General features: G+C 36.7%; 17 protein-coding genes and 1 tRNA gene. 9 read left to right on the top strand and 9 right to left on the bottom strand.

Going from position 1 to position 21,581, the window contains the following annotated elements; translation table 11 throughout:
* Positions 1-690 precede the first annotated feature (690 nt).
* Positions 691-2,982: a S41 family peptidase gene (locus GUB10_RS04370; RefSeq protein ID WP_193710224.1), complete on the bottom strand. Its 2,292-nt coding sequence runs from the start codon at positions 2,980-2,982 to the stop codon at positions 691-693.
* A gap of 210 nt (positions 2,983-3,192) precedes the next feature.
* Between GUB10_RS04370 and GUB10_RS16100 the strand changes: the two genes are divergently transcribed.
* The gene (locus tag GUB10_RS16100; protein WP_289022889.1) at positions 3,193-3,333 is read left to right on the top strand and encodes a transposase; all 141 of its coding nucleotides are present in this window, start codon (positions 3,193-3,195) and stop codon (positions 3,331-3,333) included.
* A gap of 194 nt (positions 3,334-3,527) precedes the next feature.
* Here the strand turns inward: GUB10_RS16100 and GUB10_RS04360 are convergent.
* From GUB10_RS04360 to dnaE, 4 genes are all read right to left on the bottom strand, one after another.
* Positions 3,528-3,601: transfer RNA gene (locus tag GUB10_RS04360), tRNA-Asp, on the bottom strand.
* 87 nt (positions 3,602-3,688) lie between these two features.
* Positions 3,689-4,621: a DUF58 domain-containing protein gene (locus tag GUB10_RS04355; protein ID WP_193710223.1), complete on the bottom strand. Its 933-nt coding sequence runs from the start codon at positions 4,619-4,621 to the stop codon at positions 3,689-3,691.
* 192 nt (positions 4,622-4,813) lie between these two features.
* Positions 4,814-5,131 (bottom strand): thioredoxin, encoded by a 318-nt coding sequence (gene trxA / locus GUB10_RS04350; protein ID WP_057482647.1) that lies wholly within the window; start codon positions 5,129-5,131, stop codon positions 4,814-4,816.
* 356 nt (positions 5,132-5,487) lie between these two features.
* The gene (dnaE, locus tag GUB10_RS04345) at positions 5,488-9,879 is read right to left on the bottom strand and encodes a DNA polymerase III subunit alpha (RefSeq protein WP_193710222.1); all 4,392 of its coding nucleotides are present in this window, start codon (positions 9,877-9,879) and stop codon (positions 5,488-5,490) included.
* A gap of 226 nt (positions 9,880-10,105) precedes the next feature.
* On the opposite strand from dnaE, the gene GUB10_RS04340 reads away from it, so the two are divergent.
* Positions 10,106-11,980, top strand: a complete 1,875-nt coding sequence (locus GUB10_RS04340) for a sensor histidine kinase (protein ID WP_193710221.1) — start codon at positions 10,106-10,108, stop codon at positions 11,978-11,980.
* Positions 11,970-12,728 (top strand): LytTR family DNA-binding domain-containing protein, encoded by a 759-nt coding sequence (locus GUB10_RS04335; RefSeq protein ID WP_193710220.1) that lies wholly within the window; start codon positions 11,970-11,972, stop codon positions 12,726-12,728. Before GUB10_RS04340 ends, GUB10_RS04335 begins: the two co-directional genes overlap by 11 nt.
* A gap of 104 nt (positions 12,729-12,832) precedes the next feature.
* Here the strand turns inward: GUB10_RS04335 and GUB10_RS04330 are convergent, their stop codons facing one another.
* Positions 12,833-13,279 (bottom strand): PA2169 family four-helix-bundle protein, encoded by a 447-nt coding sequence (locus GUB10_RS04330; RefSeq protein WP_193710219.1) that lies wholly within the window; start codon positions 13,277-13,279, stop codon positions 12,833-12,835.
* 265 nt (positions 13,280-13,544) lie between these two features.
* Between GUB10_RS04330 and GUB10_RS04325 the strand changes: the two genes are divergently transcribed.
* From GUB10_RS04325 to GUB10_RS04300, 6 genes are all read left to right on the top strand, one after another.
* Positions 13,545-14,111, top strand: coding sequence for a 30S ribosomal protein S16 (locus tag GUB10_RS04325; protein WP_193710218.1), 567 nt, complete (start codon positions 13,545-13,547; stop codon positions 14,109-14,111).
* A 14-nt stretch (positions 14,112-14,125) separates the two neighbouring features.
* Positions 14,126-14,653 (top strand): ribosome maturation factor RimM, encoded by a 528-nt coding sequence (gene rimM / locus GUB10_RS04320; protein WP_193710217.1) that lies wholly within the window; start codon positions 14,126-14,128, stop codon positions 14,651-14,653.
* Positions 14,654-15,260: 607 nt separating this feature from the next.
* The gene (locus GUB10_RS04315; protein ID WP_193710216.1) at positions 15,261-16,493 is read left to right on the top strand and encodes a PAS domain-containing sensor histidine kinase; all 1,233 of its coding nucleotides are present in this window, start codon (positions 15,261-15,263) and stop codon (positions 16,491-16,493) included.
* A gap of 34 nt (positions 16,494-16,527) precedes the next feature.
* A complete protein-coding gene (locus GUB10_RS04310; protein WP_193710215.1) occupies positions 16,528-17,559 on the top strand; it encodes a response regulator in 1,032 nt (343 codons plus the stop codon).
* An 85-nt stretch (positions 17,560-17,644) separates the two neighbouring features.
* On the top strand, positions 17,645-18,388 hold the full coding sequence (locus GUB10_RS04305) for a universal stress protein (RefSeq protein WP_193710214.1): 744 nt from the start codon (positions 17,645-17,647) through the stop codon (positions 18,386-18,388).
* Between the two features lie 164 nt (positions 18,389-18,552).
* Positions 18,553-19,119, top strand: a complete 567-nt coding sequence (locus GUB10_RS04300; RefSeq protein WP_193710213.1) for a carbonic anhydrase — start codon at positions 18,553-18,555, stop codon at positions 19,117-19,119.
* Between the two features lie 381 nt (positions 19,120-19,500).
* On the opposite strand, the gene GUB10_RS04295 is transcribed toward GUB10_RS04300, so the two are convergent.
* The 3 genes from GUB10_RS04295 to GUB10_RS04285 form a co-directional block, all read right to left on the bottom strand.
* Positions 19,501-19,887, bottom strand: coding sequence for a group III truncated hemoglobin (locus tag GUB10_RS04295; RefSeq protein ID WP_193710212.1), 387 nt, complete (start codon positions 19,885-19,887; stop codon positions 19,501-19,503).
* A gap of 9 nt (positions 19,888-19,896) precedes the next feature.
* Entirely contained in the window at positions 19,897-20,178 is a 282-nt protein-coding gene (locus tag GUB10_RS04290; protein WP_193710211.1) for a hypothetical protein, read from the bottom strand.
* Positions 20,179-20,305: 127 nt separating this feature from the next.
* The gene (locus GUB10_RS04285; RefSeq protein WP_193710210.1) at positions 20,306-21,580 is read right to left on the bottom strand and encodes an acetyl-CoA hydrolase/transferase family protein; all 1,275 of its coding nucleotides are present in this window, start codon (positions 21,578-21,580) and stop codon (positions 20,306-20,308) included.
* Position 21,581: the final 1 nt, after the last annotated feature.

Raw genomic sequence — 21,581 nt, 5'->3', positions numbered from 1 at the left:
CGGCAGAGTATGACGTGATAGAAATAAAATTTAGTCAGATTTAAGATTCCCTGGTTTAGGCAAAATAGAAAATCCAAACTATTCACCACTTTCTCATCACAAAAGTTTCGTTTCATTTAAAAAGCTTCATTAAAATTGTCCTGGACACGAGCCAAAAAGCTTAGAAAATAACGATATATAAAATGATTAAAAAAAGCTTTTAGGCTCAAGTCAGTCTAATCACTAACTGTTTTCAAGAGTCTTAATAACAACAATTAAAGATTGAATAAATGACCCCATTACCATCGAAAAGAAAACGGCTGAACGCTTTCAGCAATTTTCTAAAAAGCATTCTGAAGCTTTGGCCTGAATGCTGGATTTTATCTTCTAAAATGAAATTTCTCCCGGGAAAAATTTCGGCTCCACAGGCAGGAGGATTGAAAATATTATAAAAAAAGAATTAACGCAGTGATCGCAATTACCAGGGATATGTAGAAAAATAAACTCCACTTTAGGAATTCTGGAAGCTTTGATAGGAAGCCGCAGATCCTAAAAATGATAACGATGATTAATTAAGGGAATATGAACAAGGCGCAAACAATCCTGACATTTATAAATAGATAACCCTTTTTATTTGCGGCAAAAACCTGCTCTGATTATTAAAATTACTGTCATAATTCAGGCTTAAAATCTCAAAAATATTATTACCAATTAATTTAGGATAACCTCAATGGCTTTTTCTAAAAACTCATCTTTTCCTGACTTGACACCTTCTATGGTCTTATTGACATAAATATCTGGTATTATACCTTTGGCATGAAGTTGAGAACCATCATGCTTAACCACCTTCATTCCCGTCCACCTAATTGTATAATTTCCTAAAAGTGTAAAAGGGTTAACATTGCCATTTGTTCCTGCAGTGGGTTGTCCTACTATGGTTGCTAATTCATAGCCTTCAATAAAGCTCATAAAACTTTCAGCATAACTGATAGCTCTCCCATCAATAATGAAAACAATATTTTTGTCTCTCAAATAAGGTTTTTTAGGTTTCATTCCCCAACCTAAATTCACATAACCAATATTTTTTTCCTGATCTGGATAGATTTTTTTTGGAACTCTCATCCAGGCTTTGGAGGTATCTTTCTCTTTTAATAGATGAGCGATAAAACCATGGTTACCGTTAGGGTAACCCCTTAAATCACAGATAACACCTTTTGCCTGTTGAAGTTTTGGTAAAAGTTTAGTAATAGTATCCATTTCAATTTTATCGAGATTAAGATAATAGATACTATTATTTAATAACTTGTAGTTATGCTTTTGTATGGCTATATCCAATTCATTATAATCATACTTTCTATCGTGATTCAAGACTTTAGTTTTAGAATTAATCTCTAAAACCAGTTCTTCGTTTTTTTCAGCTAGAAGACTAATGCTTTTCGCTCTATAATTTAGCCATCCTCTAGTAGCAGCCGAGATTCTAGAATTGATTTCTTCAAAATAATTTTCTGAGGATTGACCATTTACCTTAGTAACTACATCTCCTATTTTAATATCTAAAGTTTTATCTTTTACTTTAGTGATAACCAACTTCTCTTCAATCCACTCCCAATTAATAGGGGGAATATATTCACCGGTTCTAGGACCGCGCACAGAGATATGTCCATCTTTTAGAGGGGCTGTAAATTTTTGTAAAGTCTCCAGATGATCAAGTTCTGTCTGGTCGTTGAAGCTTCTTTGCAAAGCGGTTGCTAATTCTTTTTCCCAGTCTACATCTACCTCATTAAAATAAGGGTAAAAATGTTGAAAAACGTTGTAAGTATTTATAATGTTTCCTAAGAAAACTGATACATCGTTGGGGCTTTTGTTTACAGTGCTTAAACGCTGCTGTAATACATCTAAGGATGTACTTTGAGGATAGGTGTTTTCAGAATTAGTGTATAGATTTAATGGGATTTGGCAAAAAATATCTTCACCAATTTCTTTTTCGATAAGCTCACCAAAGACTGGAAAGGCATCAAAAAGAGCCCTTCCCTTTACTCGCTTAACCTTACCTTCATAGGCAATAACCGCAGCCTGTTTTCCCTCTTTGCTATCGGTAGTTGAAATCGTATATGAATACCCCTGGCTATTTCCTTTCCAATCTGATTGTTTATTTTTCTTACCAATCGTTTTGGCTTCAAAACCATTATTTTTAATTAGAATTTCTATCCATTCGTTGTTTTCTTTATAATAGAGATGGACATCATCTAAAAACAAAGTTCCTTTACCTTTAATAAAGCTTCCCATAACCATCCCCGAAGCTAAATCATCTACTTTACCAACAATTTCATATTTCTTCCACGCATTGCTTTTAATTGGGTTGGCATCCATATTCTCAAAAAACCCCATCGTTTTATCAGATTTATCCACTCTCAACCATAAATGCCCAGTACCCCTAGAAGCGTTCTTCAGCTTTACCCAAGCAGTATATTTTATCTCCTTTCCTCTATATTTTTCTGCATCTATAGAGAATAATAGGTTACCAAAATCACTTGATTCATCAATTTCGTTATATCTGTTTACTCTTACACTACGATATACACCAGTCTGGTGATTCATACCCTTAGAAACACCTTTGTGCTGCCAATAGGTCGGTTTATAATCATTAATATTATCAGGTGTAATTACGCTTATATCATAGTTTTTATTTGTATTAGAAAAAACAACACTAGGTGCTATGGGTTTAAAAATTTCGTTTAGTGTGGTTACCACCTCATTAGAATTATTACATTTTAAAATCTCGCTCACTCCATAAGCTGCAAAACTATTCCAATCAATTTTGGAGGCTTCATCACTTGGATGAAAGTATTTTATATACCCATAAGCTTTAGCAAAAGTCTTTAAATAGTTTAGGTTTTCTTGTTGCTGTGCCTGTACTTCTCGAGACTCTTTTTCATTTGATGCTTTTCCTTTACACCCTATTATTAGCATTGCTACAATAAGTAATCTCAATGTATTTTTCATAGTTATCCTATTATGTAATTAAGTCTCAAAGCGTTGTCTTATTTAAATGCTACGATCGTTAGAGATAATTGTAGTCTGATAAAGCCACATAGTCATCAAACCAGTAGTTTCATTCTAAGACTGGTTTACAAATAAGGTATTTAAAAATTAGTATCAGTTTATCATTTTTGTTACACAATAAAAGTATCTGATTTTTAATTCTTTCATTCCATATTAAACTACTTTACAAACCGAAGCACCAATGCTTCAGCTGAATCTTTTAATGCAAAAATAAAAGCCTTTAGAGCACAATTAAGAGGAGTAAGAAATACCGAGTTCTTCTTATTTAGACTCGAAAAATTATTTGCTTAAAAACTCAAAAACCCAGAAAATGGTCTTGATCCAAGAAATACCGAGTTCTTCTTATTTAGACTCGAAAAATTATTTGCTTAAAAACTCAAAAACCCAGAAAATGGTCTTGATCCTTGATCCTTCTTGATCCCTGATTGATCCCAATTTACCCCATAAAAAAAGCCTCTCATTTCTGAGAGGCTTTTGCAATTTTGCGGTCTGGACGAGACTCGAACTCGCGACCCCCTGCGTGACAGGCAGGTATTCTAACCAACTGAACTACCAGACCGTTGCGTTATTGCGAGTGCAAATATACACCTGTTTTATAATTACACAAACCTTTTTTAAAAGTTTTTTTAAGTTTTTTTTCGGCGAATTAGGCAAACTTTTGTCTTTCAACAAAATAAGCCATCAAAATTTTATCGAAGTTTTTATTGATGTCGGCTTCTACATAAGTAATTTTATATTTAGCACATTCCAATTTAAGGTCTTCAACATATTCTTTCACCGCTTTTTGATAACTTTTCTTAATATTATCCGAATAGAGATCTATTTCTGCTCCGGTTTCCACATCGGTAAATCGTTTCGGTATATTTTCAAAATCAAATTCCAATTCACGCTTTTTATCCATAACATGAAACAACACCACTTCGTGCCTATTATACTTTAGGTGTCTTAACGCTTCAAAAAGGGCCGCTTCTTCGGTATCGGCCTGGAACATATCGGTAAATAAAAAAACCAGGGAACGTCGTTTTAATTTTTCAGCAATCTGGTGAAGAAACGTATAAGTTTTGGTCTCTTTGTGCCCGGTTTTCACCTCCAGGCTTTTGTTTAAGGCATCTAGCAGCCTATATTGTTGCCGGTCACTGCCTTTTTCAGGGGAATAGAACTCAAATTCGTCGCTATAAATACTAAGGCCCATAGCGTCTCGCTGGCGCTTTAGCATTTGCATAATACTGGCAATAGACAGCACAGAAAACCCAATCTTATTAAGCGAATTTATAGAGAATTTATTCACCTGGGGATAGTGCATGGAAGCCGAATTGTCTAAAATAAAATGGCAACGTAAATTGGTTTCCTCTTCGTAGCGTTTTGTATAAAGCTTATCGGTTTTGGCAAAAAGCTTCCAGTCTATATGCTTGGTGCTTTCACCATTATTGTAAATCTTATGTTCAGCAAATTCAGCCGAAAACCCGTGAAACGGACTTTTATGAATTCCCGAGATATAACCTTCTACAATTTGTCTTGCCAAAAGCTCTAACTGCATAAAACCCCCAGCCGAACTATATATTTCTTCCTTTAAATTCATAAGCCTCTAATATAAGAAAAGCCCGGGTTAAAGCACTGCAGTTAAAACCAAATAAACTACCTCGAGGCAAGCCCTCAACACATTCGCTGAAAAAAATTTAATTTTTAGGCAAGCTTCGGGGTATTACACCCTTTGGCGGCACCAATAAAAAACCCGGCACAAGACCGGGTTTATCATTATAAATGCTAAAACTTATAGCAATTCATCTAAAGCTTCAGCATACGTGTTTTTTGGCGCAACGCCTACCTGGCGGCCTACTACTTCACCATTTTGAAAAATAAGTACGGTAGGAATATTTCTTACTCCATATTTCGCAGCAAATTCCTGGTTGGCATCAACATCTAGTTTTCCTACAACAGCTTTCCCGTCATATTCAGTACTAATCTCGTCAATGATTGGGCCTACCATTCTACAAGGTCCACACCAGGCAGCCCAAAAATCTACCATAACAGGTTTTTCGCTCTTTAGCACCTGTTCTTCAAAATTCGCATCAGTTATTTCAATAGCCATAATTGTTTATTTTTTTCTGTTATACTTAAATCACAAAATTAGTCAATTATTTTTGCTTTCCTTACACAAGTGATATTGTATTTGGTTATATACTTATTCAAGGGATTTATTTGGCGGTTACCCCAGGCTTGTAGCCCGGGGTCGGGCTTTCAGCGCTACATGGTAGCCGGCTTCAATCCCTAACCGGAAAAATCAGTGAGCAGTTGGCTGGTTGGCAGTAAGCAGTAGACAGTAAAAATAATTATTATTGAATCCGTTACCTATATAGACAACTGCAAGTTCCCAAAGAAATTAAAATAACAGAGAACAAAAGATTGCCACACCCACAACTCACAACTCACAACTGAGAACTGAAATCAATTCAACTTATACATAACCTGTTCTTCTTCCAGCGTATGTAATAGCTCTTGCGATATTTTCACCTTTTGCTTTTTACTGGGCATATGCAGTTTCACCTGTTCTTTCATCTCATACACCACAAAATTCAATTTATGATCTCCCCTATGGGTTCTAAAAACATCTTTAAACCAATCGATTTTTTCTTCCTGAAGATCGGCAATATCCAGCTGTATAGTAAGCTTTTTAGCAAACTGGTCCATCACATCATGCAACAAGTAAATATTGTTAAATTGAATACGTGGCTCTCCTTTTTTGCCTGTTTCCTTATTAGTCCAGCCTTCTTTCACAAAAATCTTGATATGCACAAAAGAATTTGGAACCAAGAAATGCCTAAATTTGAGATATTCTTCTCCAAACATCCTAAATTCATATGTATCGGTATAATCTTCTACCGTAAACATAGCCCAACCTTTCCCCATTTTTGAAACACGGTGCTGCACATCGCTTATCACGCCTCCAAAAGTAAGGTCTCGATTTACGCATTTTTCAAGATCCTGGAATTCTCCCAGCTTAGAATTGCAAAAATAATTCATCTCATACTTGAAATCGTCCAACGGATGGCCCGAAATATAAATCCCTACCACTTCGCGTTCTTTTCTAAGCTTCTCCATAGTACCCCATTCTTCACAAGGCGGCACTATTGGTTCTGGGATTTGCACCTCACTGGCTTCCCCAAACAAACTTACCTGGGAAGAATTTTCATTCTCCTGAAATTTGGCCGCATATTTTATCGCCTTTTCAAGAAAGGTGATTCCATCGCCATCGTCGTGAAAATATTGTGCACGATGGGTATCTCCAAATCCGTCAAAACCACCCGCGAGTGCAAGGTTTTCAAAAGCTTTCTTGTTGGCCGCCCGTAAATCTATACGTTTTGCCATATCAAAAATAGATTTGTACGGTCCGGCTGCGGTTTTTCTGTTTTCTACAATAGTTGCCACAGCGCCAGAGCCTACTCCTTTAATAGCTCCCATCCCAAACCTAACCGCGTTATCTTTATTCACCGAAAACTTATAAAAAGACTCGTTAACATCGGGGCCAAGTACCTCTAGTTTCATGCGTTTGCATTCTTCCATAAAAAAGGTCACCTGCTTAATGTCGTTCATGTTGTTTGAAAGCACCGCAGCCATATATTCTGCCGGATAATGTGCTTTTAAATAAGCTGTCTGATAGGCTATCCAGGCATAACAGGTAGAGTGCGATTTGTTAAATGCATAGGCAGCAAATGCTTCCCAGTCTTTCCAAATCTTTTCCAAGACTTCTCTTGGGTGGCCTTTAGATTCTCCACCGTCCAAAAATTTTGGTTTTAGTTGCTCCAGTAAGGCAAAGATTTTCTTACCCATGGCTTTACGTAAAACATCGGCTTCACCTTTACTAAATCCCGCCAGTTTTTGCGAGAGCAACATCACCTGCTCCTGGTAAACGGTAATCCCGTAAGTTTCTTGCAGGTATTCTTCCATTTCGGGTAAATCGTAGGAAATCTCTTCGTCTCCATGCTTACGTGCAATAAAACTCGGAATATATTCCATAGGTCCCGGACGGTAAAGAGCATTCATGGCAATAAGGTCATCAAAAACCGTAGGCTTAAGATCCTTCATGTGTTTCTGCATTCCCGGCGATTCATATTGAAAAATCCCTACCGTTTCCCCACGTTGGAAGAGCTTATAGGTTTCTTCATCATCTAACGGGAATTCATCGGGCACCAAATCAATATTATGTCTGCCTTTTACTATTTGAACCGTATCTTTAATTAGGGTTAATGTTTTCAAACCCAGGAAATCCATTTTTAGCAGTCCGGCATTTTCCACCACCGAGTTGTCAAACTGGGTTACATAAAGATCAGAGTCTTTAGCGACCGAAACAGGTACATAATTGGTGATATCACCCGGGGTAATAATCACCCCACAGGCGTGAATACCGGTGTTCCTAACCGAACCTTCCAGGATTCGGGCCTGATTTACCGTTTGCGCTTCCAGGTCGTCTCCTTCAGCAATATTTAAAAGTTCATTTACTTTTTCTAAATCCTCGCTCCTAAATTTCTTTTTAAGGTCTTTGTCGTCCAATCCAAAGATTTTTCCCAGCTTGGACATGGTAGGGATCAATTTAGAAATCCTGTCGGCATCACCTAACGGAAGGTCAAGTACCCTGGCAGTATCCCTAATGGAAGATTTTGCGGCCATGGTACCGTAGGTGATAATCTGTGCAACCTGGTTAGCACCGTATTTCTCAATTACATAGTCCATAACCCTGCTTCGACCTTCATCATCAAAGTCAATATCAATATCGGGCATACTCACACGATCTGGGTTCAGGAACCGCTCAAAAAGCAAATCGTACTTAATAGGATCTATATTAGTAATTCCCAAACAATAGGCCACTGCACTTCCCGCAGCCGACCCACGACCGGGACCTACCGAAACATCCAGGTTTCGGGCTTCCCTAATAAAATCTTCCACAATAAGGAAGTAACCGGGATACCCGGTATTTTCAATTACCGAAAGCTCAAAATTTAGTCGTTCTTCAATATCTGGTGTGATTTCCCCGTAACGCTCTTTGGCACCAACAAAGGTAATGTGCTTTAAATAAGCATTCTCTCCACGTTTACCACCGTCTATTTTATCTTCTTCTACTAAAAACTCCTCAGGAATGGTAAAAGCAGGTAAGAGAACATCTCGTGCCAACTCAAAAGGCTCAATTTTATCTACAACTTCCTGCACATTACTAATAGCCTGGGGCAGATCTTTAAAGAGATTTTTCATCTCTTCGTCACTCTTAAAATAGTATTCCTGGTTGGGTAAACCATACCTATAACCACGTCCGCGGCCAATTGGCGTTGCCTGTTTTTCACCGTCTTTTATACAGAGCAAAATATCGTGGGCATTGGCATCTTCTTTTGCGCAATAATAGGTGTTATTAGTAGCTACCAGTTTTACGTTATGCTTTTTGGCAAAATCTACCAGCACTGTATTTACGCGATTTTCATCTTCCTGGTCGTGGCGCATAATTTCAATATAGAGATCGTCGCCAAACTCTTCTTTCCACCATAACAAAGCTTCCTCTGCTTGTTTTTCACCTACATTCAATACCTTGCTGGGAACTTCCCCGTAAAGGTTTCCGGTAAGCACAATAACATCTTCTTTGTATTGCTTTACAATCTCTTTATCTATTCGGGGCACATAATAAAACCCGTCGGTATAGGCTTTAGAAGACATTTTGGCCAGGTTGTGGTAGCCTTTTTTATTTTTGGCCAGCATCACCACCTGGTAACCATTATCTTTTCTGGATTTATCGGCGTGATTCTCACAAATAAAGAATTCACAACCTATAATAGCTTTTAATTCCCGGGCGTCTGCAGGTTCGTTATTGGCCAGGGCAGCTTCGTTTTTTGCTTTTACGGCTTTGTTATAATCTCCTACTTCTTTTACAAAGTGAAAAGCCCCCATCATATTCCCATGGTCGGTAAGGGCTACAGCAGGCATGTTTTCTTTTCCTGCAACGCTTACCAAATCTTTTATACTTATGGTTGACTGTAATACGGAAAACTGGGAATGGTTATGTAAATGTGAAAAAAGGACCTCATCAAGTTTTTCGAGGTTTTCTTCAATTTCTTCGGTAGTAATTTCTTCGGAAGGCTCCTGTTTCTGAAGCTTTTTCCTTATTTTATCGGAAGCTTTTTTAAGATTGATATGCTTTAAGCCAATAAGCTTTATAGGCTGCGGATTGGCCTCTGAAAAATTCTCAAAATAATCATCAGCAACATCAAGCTGCTCGCTGGTATAGGCTCTTTGGCGCACCAACTCTAAAAAACATCGGGTAGTAGCCTCTACATCGGCAGTGGCGTTATGCGCTTCTCCAAAAGGCTCTCCAAACAAATATTCGTGTAATTCGGTTAGGGTGGGTAATTTAAACTTACCGCCACGTCCGCCGGGAATTTTACACATTTGAGCGGTCACCTCAGTACAGGTGTCTAAAACCGGTAATTCCTGCAGGTTATTTTCCATGGTTTCCCTATGGAATTCGGCACCCATTATATTAATATCAAACCCCACATTTTGACCTATAACAAACTTTGTTTTATTCAAAGCTTCCTGAAACTTCTCCAACATTTCGCTAAGCGGAATACCTTCTTCGGCGGCAAGCTCGGTAGAAATCCCGTGTACCTTTTCAGCATCATAAGGAATATTAAATCCCTCGGGCTTTACCAGGTAATCCTGACTTTCTATAAGCCTACCCATATCATCGTGCAATTGCCAGGCAATTTGAATACATCTTGGCCAGTTGTCAGAATCGGTTAAAGGGGCGTCCCAACGTTTGGGAAGACCGGTAGTTTCAGTATCAAATATGAGGTACATGCGTTATATTTTTAAGCTTCAGAAGAACAAATTGGAGTGTTTTGCCAAGCAAATTCCGATGCTAAATTAAGGAACTTTTGACCCGATTTAAAAGGAAGTTTTCATCTTTTATCAACCAAAAATGCAGTTGGTCAGCATAGCTTGCAGTTGGTCCGAAAATACTTCAATTTACTAAAATTAGAAGGTTTATTTGCGCTTCACCTATAACTTTCTAATCTTTAGCCTAATGAAAAAAATTTTATTCCTAATCATTTTTTTAAGCTGCTGGAGCAATTGTTTTAGCCAAACCCATTTTAATTTAACTGAAAAAGAGAAGGATACTGCCTGGGAGTTTATTCGGCAGCGCTTTTTCCCACAAGGTTTTGTAGATCTCTACAAGCCAGGGAAATTTTATAGTGATATCAAGTATCATGTTAAAAATGGATCTAGGCAAGACATCTTATTTTTAAAAGCCATTATTAAAAATATTGACTCTCTAATACCCAACAATGTAAGTTATACGATACAAAGCGAAAATGCCAACTTTATAATAGAAATTGTAAATCCTGCCGACCAGGAATACTGGCCCTTTCAGAATACAAATTCTGAATTTAGAAACACAAATCCCAATTCAATTACAAAACAAAAATACTGGTTACCATTGCCTGATAATACACCTGTTAGAAAACGTGAAGAGATCCTACGATATGTCTCCATTACAGGTTTAACAGACATTAGTGATAGATTGGACCATATATATATACATTCTAATTTTCTTCAACAGCAAAAGTCTATCTTTTATCCACGAAAATACAAAGTTGAACTTTCGGAGAATTATCCAGAATTTGAATCCATAGACAAATTTTATCTTTCTAAACTATACGATGCCGATCTAAATAAACAGCTCGGTACATATGTACAAAATAAATATGGTTTTTGGTTTTGGCTGAATTTCAACTTTTCCGGGGATGTCCTATTTATAATTAAAACTTCTAGTTTACTATTTCTGTTTTTCTTGATAATGAGTATTGCCTACCGACCAATACTTATTAGAAAATATAAATATAAAGTTGTTAGTTATCTTGCAAATGGTGCTTTTTTAACTAATTTAACGTTACTGCTGTTACTATTAGTCAGTTTTTTTTATATTTACCCTAAAGACCAATTATATAGGGGCACATTCGCTGAATCATTATTATCAATCGATTTATTCATTTTTGTATTAATTATAAATACTGCAGCCCTTCTATTCTCTTCACTTCTTTTTTTAATGGATTATTATTTTCTAAAACGAAATCAAAACCTGATTCATCAGTTTCTTATCAGGACAACTAACTTCCTTATATTAAACTTCATAGGAACTTTTATTTTATACAAAATTGCTAACTCTTCGGATATAATTACTGTTATATTACCTTTCATATTTTTAGCAATAGCCAGAAGTACTTTCCTTTATTTTAAAGACCGCAATGAGACCATAATACGCGAAAAAGACGTCCAATTAAGTCAATTAACCGCCTCTAAAGCCCAGGCCGAAGTCGCTTCGCTGCATGCGCGTATCAATCCGCATTTTTTATACAATTCGCTAAATTCTATTGCCGGGCTAGCCCATATCGATGCTGATAAAACCGAGAAAATGGCACTTTCACTTTCCGATTTATTTCGCCACAACTTAAACCGAAAAGATGAGGCTTATTCCAGTATCCTGGAAGAATTAGAAGCGATAGAAGCTTATCTTGAGATAGAGCAAATTCGTTTTGGCGAGCGGCTTCAGTTTAGCATTGAGGTGGACGAAACTTTAAACGAGCTACAGATTCCGCGTAATATCATCCAGCCGCTTATCGAAAATGCAGTTAAACACGGAATTTCTGCAGTGGAAGGACAGGGAGTTATTAAGCTTAAAATCATTCAAAATCAGGATACTGTCGAGATTTCCGTTTATGATAATGGCCCCGCTTTTCCCGAAGGCATTGTAAGCGGTTACGGCCTGCAGAGCATTTTTGATATTTTGGAGCTTTCTTATCAAAACAAAGCCGCCCTTTCCTGGGAAAGCACGCCAAAGAAAAGGATATGGATTAGTATTGCCAAAAATGAATTAAAAAAAGGACAGGATGCGATTTAAAACATTGATTATAGAAGATGAAGAACCGGCCAGGATTCGATTGGAAAAACTCTTATCACAATATTCAGAAAATATTGAACTCGTTGGTTCGGCGGTAAACGGAAGAGAAGGCCTTGAAAAAATTAATAGCTGCAACCCAGACCTTATCTTTTTGGACATCCAGATGCCGGGAATGACGGGTTTTGAAATGTTATCAAAACTGGATGAAGTTCCACTTATAATTTTCTGCACAGCCTATGACGATTATGCGCTTCAAGCCTTTGAAACCAACAGCATCGATTATTTGTTAAAACCGGTAAAAATAGATCGCCTGGAACAAACCATCGCAAAGCTGAAGAAAATTAGACCAGGCCTTAGCAGTCCCGATATTATGCGTTTCTTAAAATCTTTTGAACAAAATAAAACTAAAAAAGAACTCACTTCGTTAACGGTAAAAACAGGCAAAAAAATACTGTTTTTAAAACTTAAGGAAATTGCCTACTTTAAGGCTAAAGACAAGTATGTAAATGTTTGCATGAAAAATGGCAAAGAACACCTTTCCGAAGAAAGTTTGCATCACCTTAATGCGCAGTTACCCCACAATTTTAAACAGATTCACCGGTCATTAATTCTTAATACCGATTTCATTAAAGAAGTACATAGTTATTTTAATAGCAGGTTTGCCTTTATTTTAGGTGATAAGGATGCAAGCAAATTAATAAGCGGACGATCTTTTCAAAAAAGTATAAAAGAGTGGATAAATTTATAAAAAAACCTCACAGAAACCGTTTAACGATATACTGTGAGGCTCATACGAACACTAAAAACTACTACTTCAATCAAACATCTGTTCGCATAATTTTTATTTTTTTATCAGGCCAGTAATTTTATTCCTTTTAATTTATTAAGGGCTGCAACAATTCCGTTTTTTTGCTTCAGCAATAAATTTGCTGTAGTTGGTGGTATCTCCGGGTTTTTTAAAACTTCTTCATATTCATCGGCCGCCACCTGCTCGCCCCTAACCGCCTCTTCCAGGGCAGCTTCATCTTTATTAGAAGATAGGCTGCTCTTAAGGTTCATCCAGGTACGATGAGCGTCTCCAGCCAAACTACCGCTCTTTTCAGGGTTTTCACCAAAATCACGAATCTCAGTTTCAAGTTCGTGCCCAAAATCGTAACGTTCCTGAGCCCTTTCAGAGAAAAATGCTTTCAGTTGCGGATCTTGTGCGTTTTCAGCAGCATATTGATAGCCTTTTTCGGCGTCCTTGTTCTTTTTCAATAATGTATTTAGCTCGCCGGCAACTTTTTCAGAATAGTTCATAGGTAATCTTTTTAACCTAAAATTGAACCCTAAAGATAAAACGCAATTCTTACAGCAAAAAGCTGTTTAACAGGCTTTAGCACTAATTAACTGCTTTTAACAACTATGTTGCTATTATAGAAAAAGTATTTCTTGATTTTTCTGGTTCGATGCCAATTTCAAGACTATAAATTTATTTACGGCCAACCTCTTGTGTGTTAGAAAAATATAGTATCTTTGCGGCCTTATTAATAACCGGGGTCGGGAACCCCACAATTTAATTTTTATGCCAGTAAAATTAAGATTACAAAGACACGGTAAAAAAGGAAAACCTTTTTATTGGATCGTAGCCGCAGATGCGCGTGCTAAAAGAGATGGTAAATTTTTAGATAAAATAGGAATTTACAATCCAAATACCAATCCTGCAACTATTGAGTTAGATGTAGACAGTGCGGTAAAGTGGTTAGAAAATGGTGCACAACCAACCGATACGGCTCGTGCTATCCTTTCTTACAAAGGAGCTTTACTTAAAAAGCACCTTGCTGGTGGCGTTAAAAAAGGCGCTTTAACTGAAGAAGAAGCTGAGAAGAAATTCGAAGCTTGGTTGGAAGAAAAAGAAGCTAAAATCGCCGCTAAAAAAGATAACCTAACTAAAGAAGAGCAAGAAGCTAGAAAGAAAGCTCTTGCAGCTGAAAAAGAGGTTAGCGACAAGCGTGAAGCTGAGGCTAAAGAAGCGGCAGCTGAAGCTGAAGCAGCAGCAGTAACCGAAGAAGGTGAACCAGAGGCAAATGCTGATAAGGAAGTTGATCAAGAGACTGCCGAAGAAGCAAAAACCGAAGAGAAAAAAGGCTAAAACCTTAACTGGCGATGACTAAAGACGAGTGTTTCTTTTTAGGTAAAATCGTTGGTAAATTTAGCTTTAAGGGCGAGGTGCTTATTAAATTAGACACCGATGTTCCCGAAATGTATTTAGAAATGGAATCAGTACTCATTGAATATAATGAGAACCTGGTTCCATTTTTTATTGAACGTAGTAACCTGCAGAAAAGTAGCTTACTGCGTGTTAAATTTGAAGATATTGAAAATGAGGAGGATGCCGAAGACCTGGTAGGCACCCTCACGTATCTTCCGCTTACTATGCTTCCGGAACTGGAAGACGATCAATTTTACTTTCACGAAATTATAGGCTTTGACGTAATAGATGCCACTCACGGCAATATTGGAAAAGTCACTTCTGTAAACGACAGTACAGCACAAGCTCTCTTTGAAATAGAAAAGGATGGCAAGCAAATCCTTATTCCTATAAACGATGAGTTTATAGACAAAATAGACAAAGAAAATAAAGCTATTTATGTAAGTACCCCGGAAGGTCTGGTGGAATTGTATTTGAATTAATTTTTTGCTCACTACAAACTAATAATTATTTAGCTGGTTAGTAAGTATTCGAGGTACCCTGCTTTTACTATAATAGGTATGCATAATTCTAAAATGCATTATAAAGCCATTAATCATTTTAACTTTAATACTAAACCCTATTTTAATTGAGAACTCCTGAACCGCAGGATCTCCTTGTCCGGTTTTCTTATTGCCCCACCTGGAAAACAAGAGGCCTTTTTATTCGCACCACCACAGGGTATAATACCCCGGGGCCTGCCTCGAAATTAAAATTTGTTTCCAACGAATACCTCGAGAGGCTCACCCCGTGATAATTTGCTTTTAGAAAGTTTACTACACAAATCTGCTATATTAAAGCACTTATCCATCTGTTAAAGAATAAGCAAAAAGAACCACAAAACCAGCTTAAACTATAAACTTTAATTGTGTTTAAGGGTAAAAATCACCAGTTGTATAAAAAATCAGGTTATTTGAAGGAATAATTTATAGTTAGAACCCATTACCACTGATTTTTTTGCTTGCTTTTCTTTGAAATTAAAGCCCCGTTTTCTTAATAATTTGTTCAACACTTTGTAATTTAGTTTCCTTAAATCTAAAGTAATAAAATGTGCCTCTAGAATTTTTCAAAGAAAACGAGCAAGTATTTAATACCTTATTTGAAGCGGCCTCTGAAGGTGTTGTGGTTGTAAATGCAAAGCAAATAATAGTCACGGTAAATACAGCGGCCTTAGAAATGTTTGGCTACAGTAAAGATGAACTTTTAGGAGCGCACCTCAACATTCTTATTCCAGAAAAGTATAAGGCCAATCACTACGAACATTTTGATAGTTTCATGGAACATAGCGAAAAGCGAAGAATGGGCCATGGCAGGGAATTGTTCGGAGTGAAAAAAAGTGGAGAACAATTTCCGGTAGAAGCAGGATTAAATCCGTTTAAAGTTGATGGAGAATGTTTTGTAATGTCTTTAATAGTAGATATTACAATTAGAAAAGAGAATCAGCGTCAGATTAGAGAATTAAACACTGAACTGGAAGGCAAGATAAAAATTAGAACCCAGGAGCTTAGCAACACAGTTGATAACCTTGAAAAAGAAATCGCCAAAAGAAAAGAGGCAGAAAAGCGTATTAAACTAGCTTTAAAACAGGAAAAAGAACTCAACGAGTTGAAAACAAAGTTTCTCTCCCTGGTTTCGCATGAATTTAAGACTCCGCTTAGCGGAATACTTACGTCTGCTCTTTTAGCTGAAAAATATACCCAAACCGAGCAACAGGCAAAACGAACCAAGCACCTTACCACAATAAAAAACAAGGTGCATTATCTAAATAATATTCTTAATGATTTTCTTTCACTGGAACGCCTGGAATCAGGAAATGTAAATTATAAATACACAGCCTTTAGTCTCAACAAATTAGTAAATGAGGTAATTTACAATGCCAATGTTACGCTCAAGTATGGGCAGGAAATAGATTATAACATTGATATGGAGGATATAACCCTGTATCAGGATGAAAAAATATTAGAGCTTATCTTATCAAATTTAATTGGAAATTCTATAAAATACTCACCAGAGGATTCTACTATCTATTTTAGGATCTATTCAAAGGATAAGAAAATTATTTTTGAGGTAGAAGATGAAGGCATGGGAATTCCCCAAAAAGATCAAAAACATATTTTTGAGCGTTATTTTAGAGCCGAAAATGCCTTATTGAATCAGGGTACGGGTATTGGGCTTAATATCGTTAAAGTACATGTTGAAAATATGGGGGGAACCATATTTTTTGAAAGTGAAGAAAATAAAGGTTCTAAATTTACCGTAATACTACCCAACCAAAACAGATAAATATCGTCTGGGTGTTAATTGAAAATAGCTTAAAATGAAAAAAATACTTTTAATTGAAGATGATGTAACTGTAAGAGAGAACACTGCAGAATTATTGGAGTTGTCAAATTATGAAGTAGTAACTGCCCCCGATGGAAAAAAAGGGGTAGAAAAGGCTAAAAAAGAGATCCCCGATATTATTGTTTGCGATATTATGATGCCAGAACTTGATGGCTACGGAGTACTCAACAAACTGTCTGAAGATCCGGAGACGAAAGGCATTCCCTTTATTTTTCTTTCGGCAAAAACAGAGCATAAAGATGTAAGGAAAGGGATGGACCTTGGCGCAGACGATTACCTCACCAAACCTTTTGAAGAGGAAGACCTGGTAAGCGCTATTGAGAGCCGGTTGGCTAAAATAGCAATTATAAAAGCACAGAAGAATACTAATGAGAAGGAAGCTATCCAAAATTTATCGGCATTTAGAAGCATGATGAAAACCAGGGAGCAGGTACATTTCAAAGCCGGAGAAAATATTTATGAAGAAGGAAAATCTTCACTTCATTTTTATATGGTGGGCCGCGGAGTGGTAAAAGCTCATAAGTTTGATAGTCGTGGAAAAGAAATGATTACCGAATTATATAAAGAAGATGATTTCTTTGGAAACCTAAGCTTTAATAAGAATTCGGCTTATGGAGAATATGCTACAGCGATGGAAGATAGTTTGCTATATGTGGTTTCTAAAGATGATTTACGCGATATATTAAAAAACAACAGTACTATTAGCATAGAATTGCTACAGGAAATGGGAGATCATCTAATGGGGGTAAAAGAACAATTAATGGAAGTTGCTTATGCTTCGGTAAGAAGAAAAACAGCACGCACCATTTTATTATTTGCACATAAAATAAAGAAAAACCCGTTGCATAGTATTAGAATTTCCCGGGCCGATCTGGCGGGGGTAGCGGGTATTGCTTCAGAAACTTTAATAAGAACACTTTCCGATTTTAAAAAAGAAGGACTTATAGAAATTGAAGGAAGAAATGTAAAACTACTGGACGCTGAAAAACTGGAGCATATTAGTTAATTTCATAAAGACCTGACGGCAATCATATTTGGGATTGATCTTTCACGCTATTTTTGGCCAAAATTTAGTGCTGAATTTCAAGCTCATGAACGTTTTAATACTTACAGATTTTTCTACTCAGGCATTTCATGCTGCCAATTATGCCCTGAACTTAAGTTCTGGGAACTCCCATTTTTACGTGCTTCATGCATCTAATGGGGAGGGTACACAGGTAGAGGAATCACTTTTAGCATTAGTAGATAAACTTAAAGAGCAACCTGAATCTAAAAAGCATCGTTTTTCGACACTTCCTTTTTCAGACAACCTTATTTATGCAACCCGTAAGGCTGTTATAGAAAATCACATAGACCTTATTGTTATGGGGGCCTCAGGGAAAAATACGTCTAATTTTCAAGGGCTTGGCGGTAATACCTGTAGTGTGGCCAAAAAAGTGAAATGCCCGGTTTTGGTAGTCCCTAATTGCGATTTTAAAGAATGGGAAAAACTATACCTTCCATTAGACTTACGCTTCCCGGTGAATATCGAAGCTTTGCAATTACTTCAAAAACTGCCGGTGGTAAAAGATGCTGCACTAAACGTATGGGGCTTTGATTTAAAAGATTCTGGTATAGAGATAGATGATTTTAATTTGATTGACTACAAAATAAACCAGCAAATTTTAAAACATGAATCAGATTTTCTGGAAAGTTTTTGGCCCGAAGCCACTTCAAAAGCCAATTTAATCTTATTTTTTGCCCGTCAACTCCATATAACAGAGAAGCTTTTAAATAGGCTTTCTACGGTAGAAACAAGAAAACAAAACCTTCCCGTGCTTATACTTCATGAGTAGACTTTTAAAGCTTGGTTAAAGTTTCTCACTAGCTTATTAAAATATAGCTTTTAGATAATTGTGCTTTTGCTAATTTTAGAAGAAAACCCTATGTTTATACCGAAAATTTAGAGCTGTTTTAAACTTTTTATTTAAAAGGAAAACAGAAAATTAAAGAAAACTTTATGACTAAAGACGAAGTATTAGATAGATTAAAAGTAGGTAATAAACGTTTTACCGAAGATAAGAAAGAAGGAAAACTACAGGATAAAGCACGAAGAGAAGATTTGACTTCTGGACAATCGCCTTATGCCATAGTTTTAAGCTGTGCAGACAGCCGCGTAGTACCTGAGCTAACTTTCGATACTGGACTTGGAGAATTGTTTACTGTGCGTGTTGCCGGTAATATTGCCAATAGCTCCTCTATTGCCAGCATAGAATATGCAGTGGCCAACTTAGGGACCGAGATTATTGTGGTAATGGGGCACGAAAGCTGTGGCGCTGTTACTGCTGCTATGAATGGAGGCGATAATGGTTATAATTTAAACCATTTAGTGTCTCATATAGCTCCTGCCATTGCTGCATCGAGCAAAGATGCTACGGTTAATGAAGTAGTGAAAAAGAATGCAAAACTAACTGCTGAGGAACTAAAAACACGTTCTACTATTATTACAGATGCTGTTGAAAGCGGAAAAGTTAAAATAGTACCAGCTTATTATAATTTAGATTCAGGAGTTGTAGATTTTTTATAAAGGAAATTATAGCAAATTAACGCCTGACACCTGACCAACGCAGAATTAGATAAAAATTTAATTGTAAGTCTATTTTTAAATTATAAAATGTTGACTATAGAGTAAAGAAGCCCTAAAATTTAATATTATTAGGGCTTTTTTTTATTGTGATAAACTTAAGCCAACTACCTCGGGGGCGAACCCACTAATCATTTGTTGGAAACAAGTTTTTAAACTCGAGTCAAACCAAAAGGTATTACACTCTTTGGCGGTGCCAATAAATAGTATTTCGTGAACTTGTTCAGGTATTTTTAATAGCTTTAATCTGTTTAATTCTAAAGACTCCTTCAGTTGTAAATCATTTTAAATTCACCTCTAACAAGCTTTAATAGTTAGTTAATATTATTTTTCCCTTGCCTGAAATATCTTTAAATATAAATGTGAAGACATTTTTCGGGCATTATTTTTAGCCCGGTTTGCCAGTTCTCCACTAAATAATTGGTCTATAGTTTCAAACCACAGGTTTAACCATATTCCAAAGTGATAAGAAGCAATTTCCTGATTGTTTTCCTTATCTACCTTTACATGGACTTTTTGCGGATTTCCCTTGTACAGCGCCTTAAAAAAAAGGTTGCTTTCCCAGAAATCGGTTAATTTTTCAATATGTGCATCCCAATCTCGTATAACTTCATTAAAGAAGTGACCAATCTCAGGGTCTTTTCTTACTTTTTTATAGAAATTGTAAACAAGTAAATAAACATCTTCCCGGGTTTTGATATCGGCTGGCATAAAAAGCTTTTAAAAAATATTAATAATGATAAAGATAGCAGATGTTGCCAGACTTATTAATAAGGAATTGAATATGATTTTTGGTTTAAATTGAGCTAAAACCAAAGCGTTATAGCCCATACAAACACTTACAACAATAAATAGTTGAAACATATCAAAAAGCGTATGTCCCTTCATTAAAATTAACATAGCAGCTACAGATCCCAGGCAACTGGAGGCAATAATCCCCAAGGCATAATGGGCTAAGCTCAATTCTTTAAAATCCCTCAGTAAATTATTGTAAAGTTTCATAATTTTTTCATTTGAGATCAAATTTACGGCATGAGCAAAACCCGGCTTATGAGTGAAATCATAAGCCTAAAAAAAAGCCTGAAAGAATATATATTCTTTCAGGCTTTAAATTCATTAAAAAAATGCTTTAGTTAAATTGAGTAAACGACTCCCTTTCTAGTTGCTCCCTATGATCGGGATGCGCTATAGAGATTAGCTCTTTAGCCCTTTGCTTTAGGTTTTTTCCATAGAGGTTAACAACACCATATTCGGTTGCTATATAATGCACATGAGCTCTTGTAGTGGTTACACCGGCACCCTCTTTTAGCACAGGTACTATTTTAGAGATTCCATTTTTGGTAGTTGAGGGCATCGCAATAATAGGTTTTCCACCTTCAGAAAGAGCAGCACCTCTTATAAAATCCATTTGCCCACCAACTCCAGAATATTGATATTTACCAATGGTATCGGCACAAACCTGCCCGGTTAGATCTATCTCTATAGCCGAATTAATAGCGGTCATTTTTGGGTTTCGCCTAATAATAGCAGTATCGTTGGTATACGCTGCTTCTTTAAAATGAACTATGGGATTATCATCTATAAAATCATATAAATTAGGCGATCCCAACGCAAAGCAAGTCACCAGTTTTCCGGTTTTTATTTCTTTATTGGCACCTGTGATTACACCCGATTCAACAAGAGGTAAAATTCCGTCAGAAAACATTTCAGTATGTATACCCAGGTTTTTATGATTTTGGAGATTACTTAAAACCACATTGGGAATACCTCCTATTCCCATTTGTAGGGTAGCACCATCTTCAATTAATTCAGCTACGTGTTTACCTATTTGCCTTTCAATTTCGGTAGGCTCTGTAATGCTTTTGGCAAGAATAGGTTTATTAACTTCAATGGCAGCATCAATTTTGCTACAGTGAATAATGCCGTCGCCGTGCGTTCTTGGAACTTTTGGGTTAATTTGGGCAATAACTTTTTTTGCTGTTTGAATGGCCGGAAGCGTAATGTCTAGAGAAGCGCCAAGTGAGCAATAACCATGTTTATCGGGTGGGGAAACCTGTATAAATGCAACATCCAGCGGAAGTAGATTTCTTCTGAAGAGATTATGAATTTCACTTAAGAAAATAGGAATGTAGGCACCTTTATTAGAATTAACAGCATTTCTAACATTTCCGGCAACAAAACAGCTGTTAATATTAAAAGCCTGTGAATACGGAGCTTCAGTGTATTTCGCCTTTCCTTCAGTATGAATATGAAAAATTTCTACTTCTGTTAACTCCTTATAACGTTCGCACAAGGCATCAATTAGCGTTACAGGGGTCATTGCAGCACCCTGAAAAAATATACGATTGCCAGACTCTACCATGGCAACCGCTTGCTGAGCTGACAATATCTTAAGGTTCTTCACG

The organism is Salegentibacter sp. BLCTC (assembly GCF_015143665.1).
GTDB lineage: Bacteria > Bacteroidota > Bacteroidia > Flavobacteriales > Flavobacteriaceae > Salegentibacter > Salegentibacter maritimus.
This window is presented reverse-complemented; position numbering and strand designations above follow the sequence as displayed.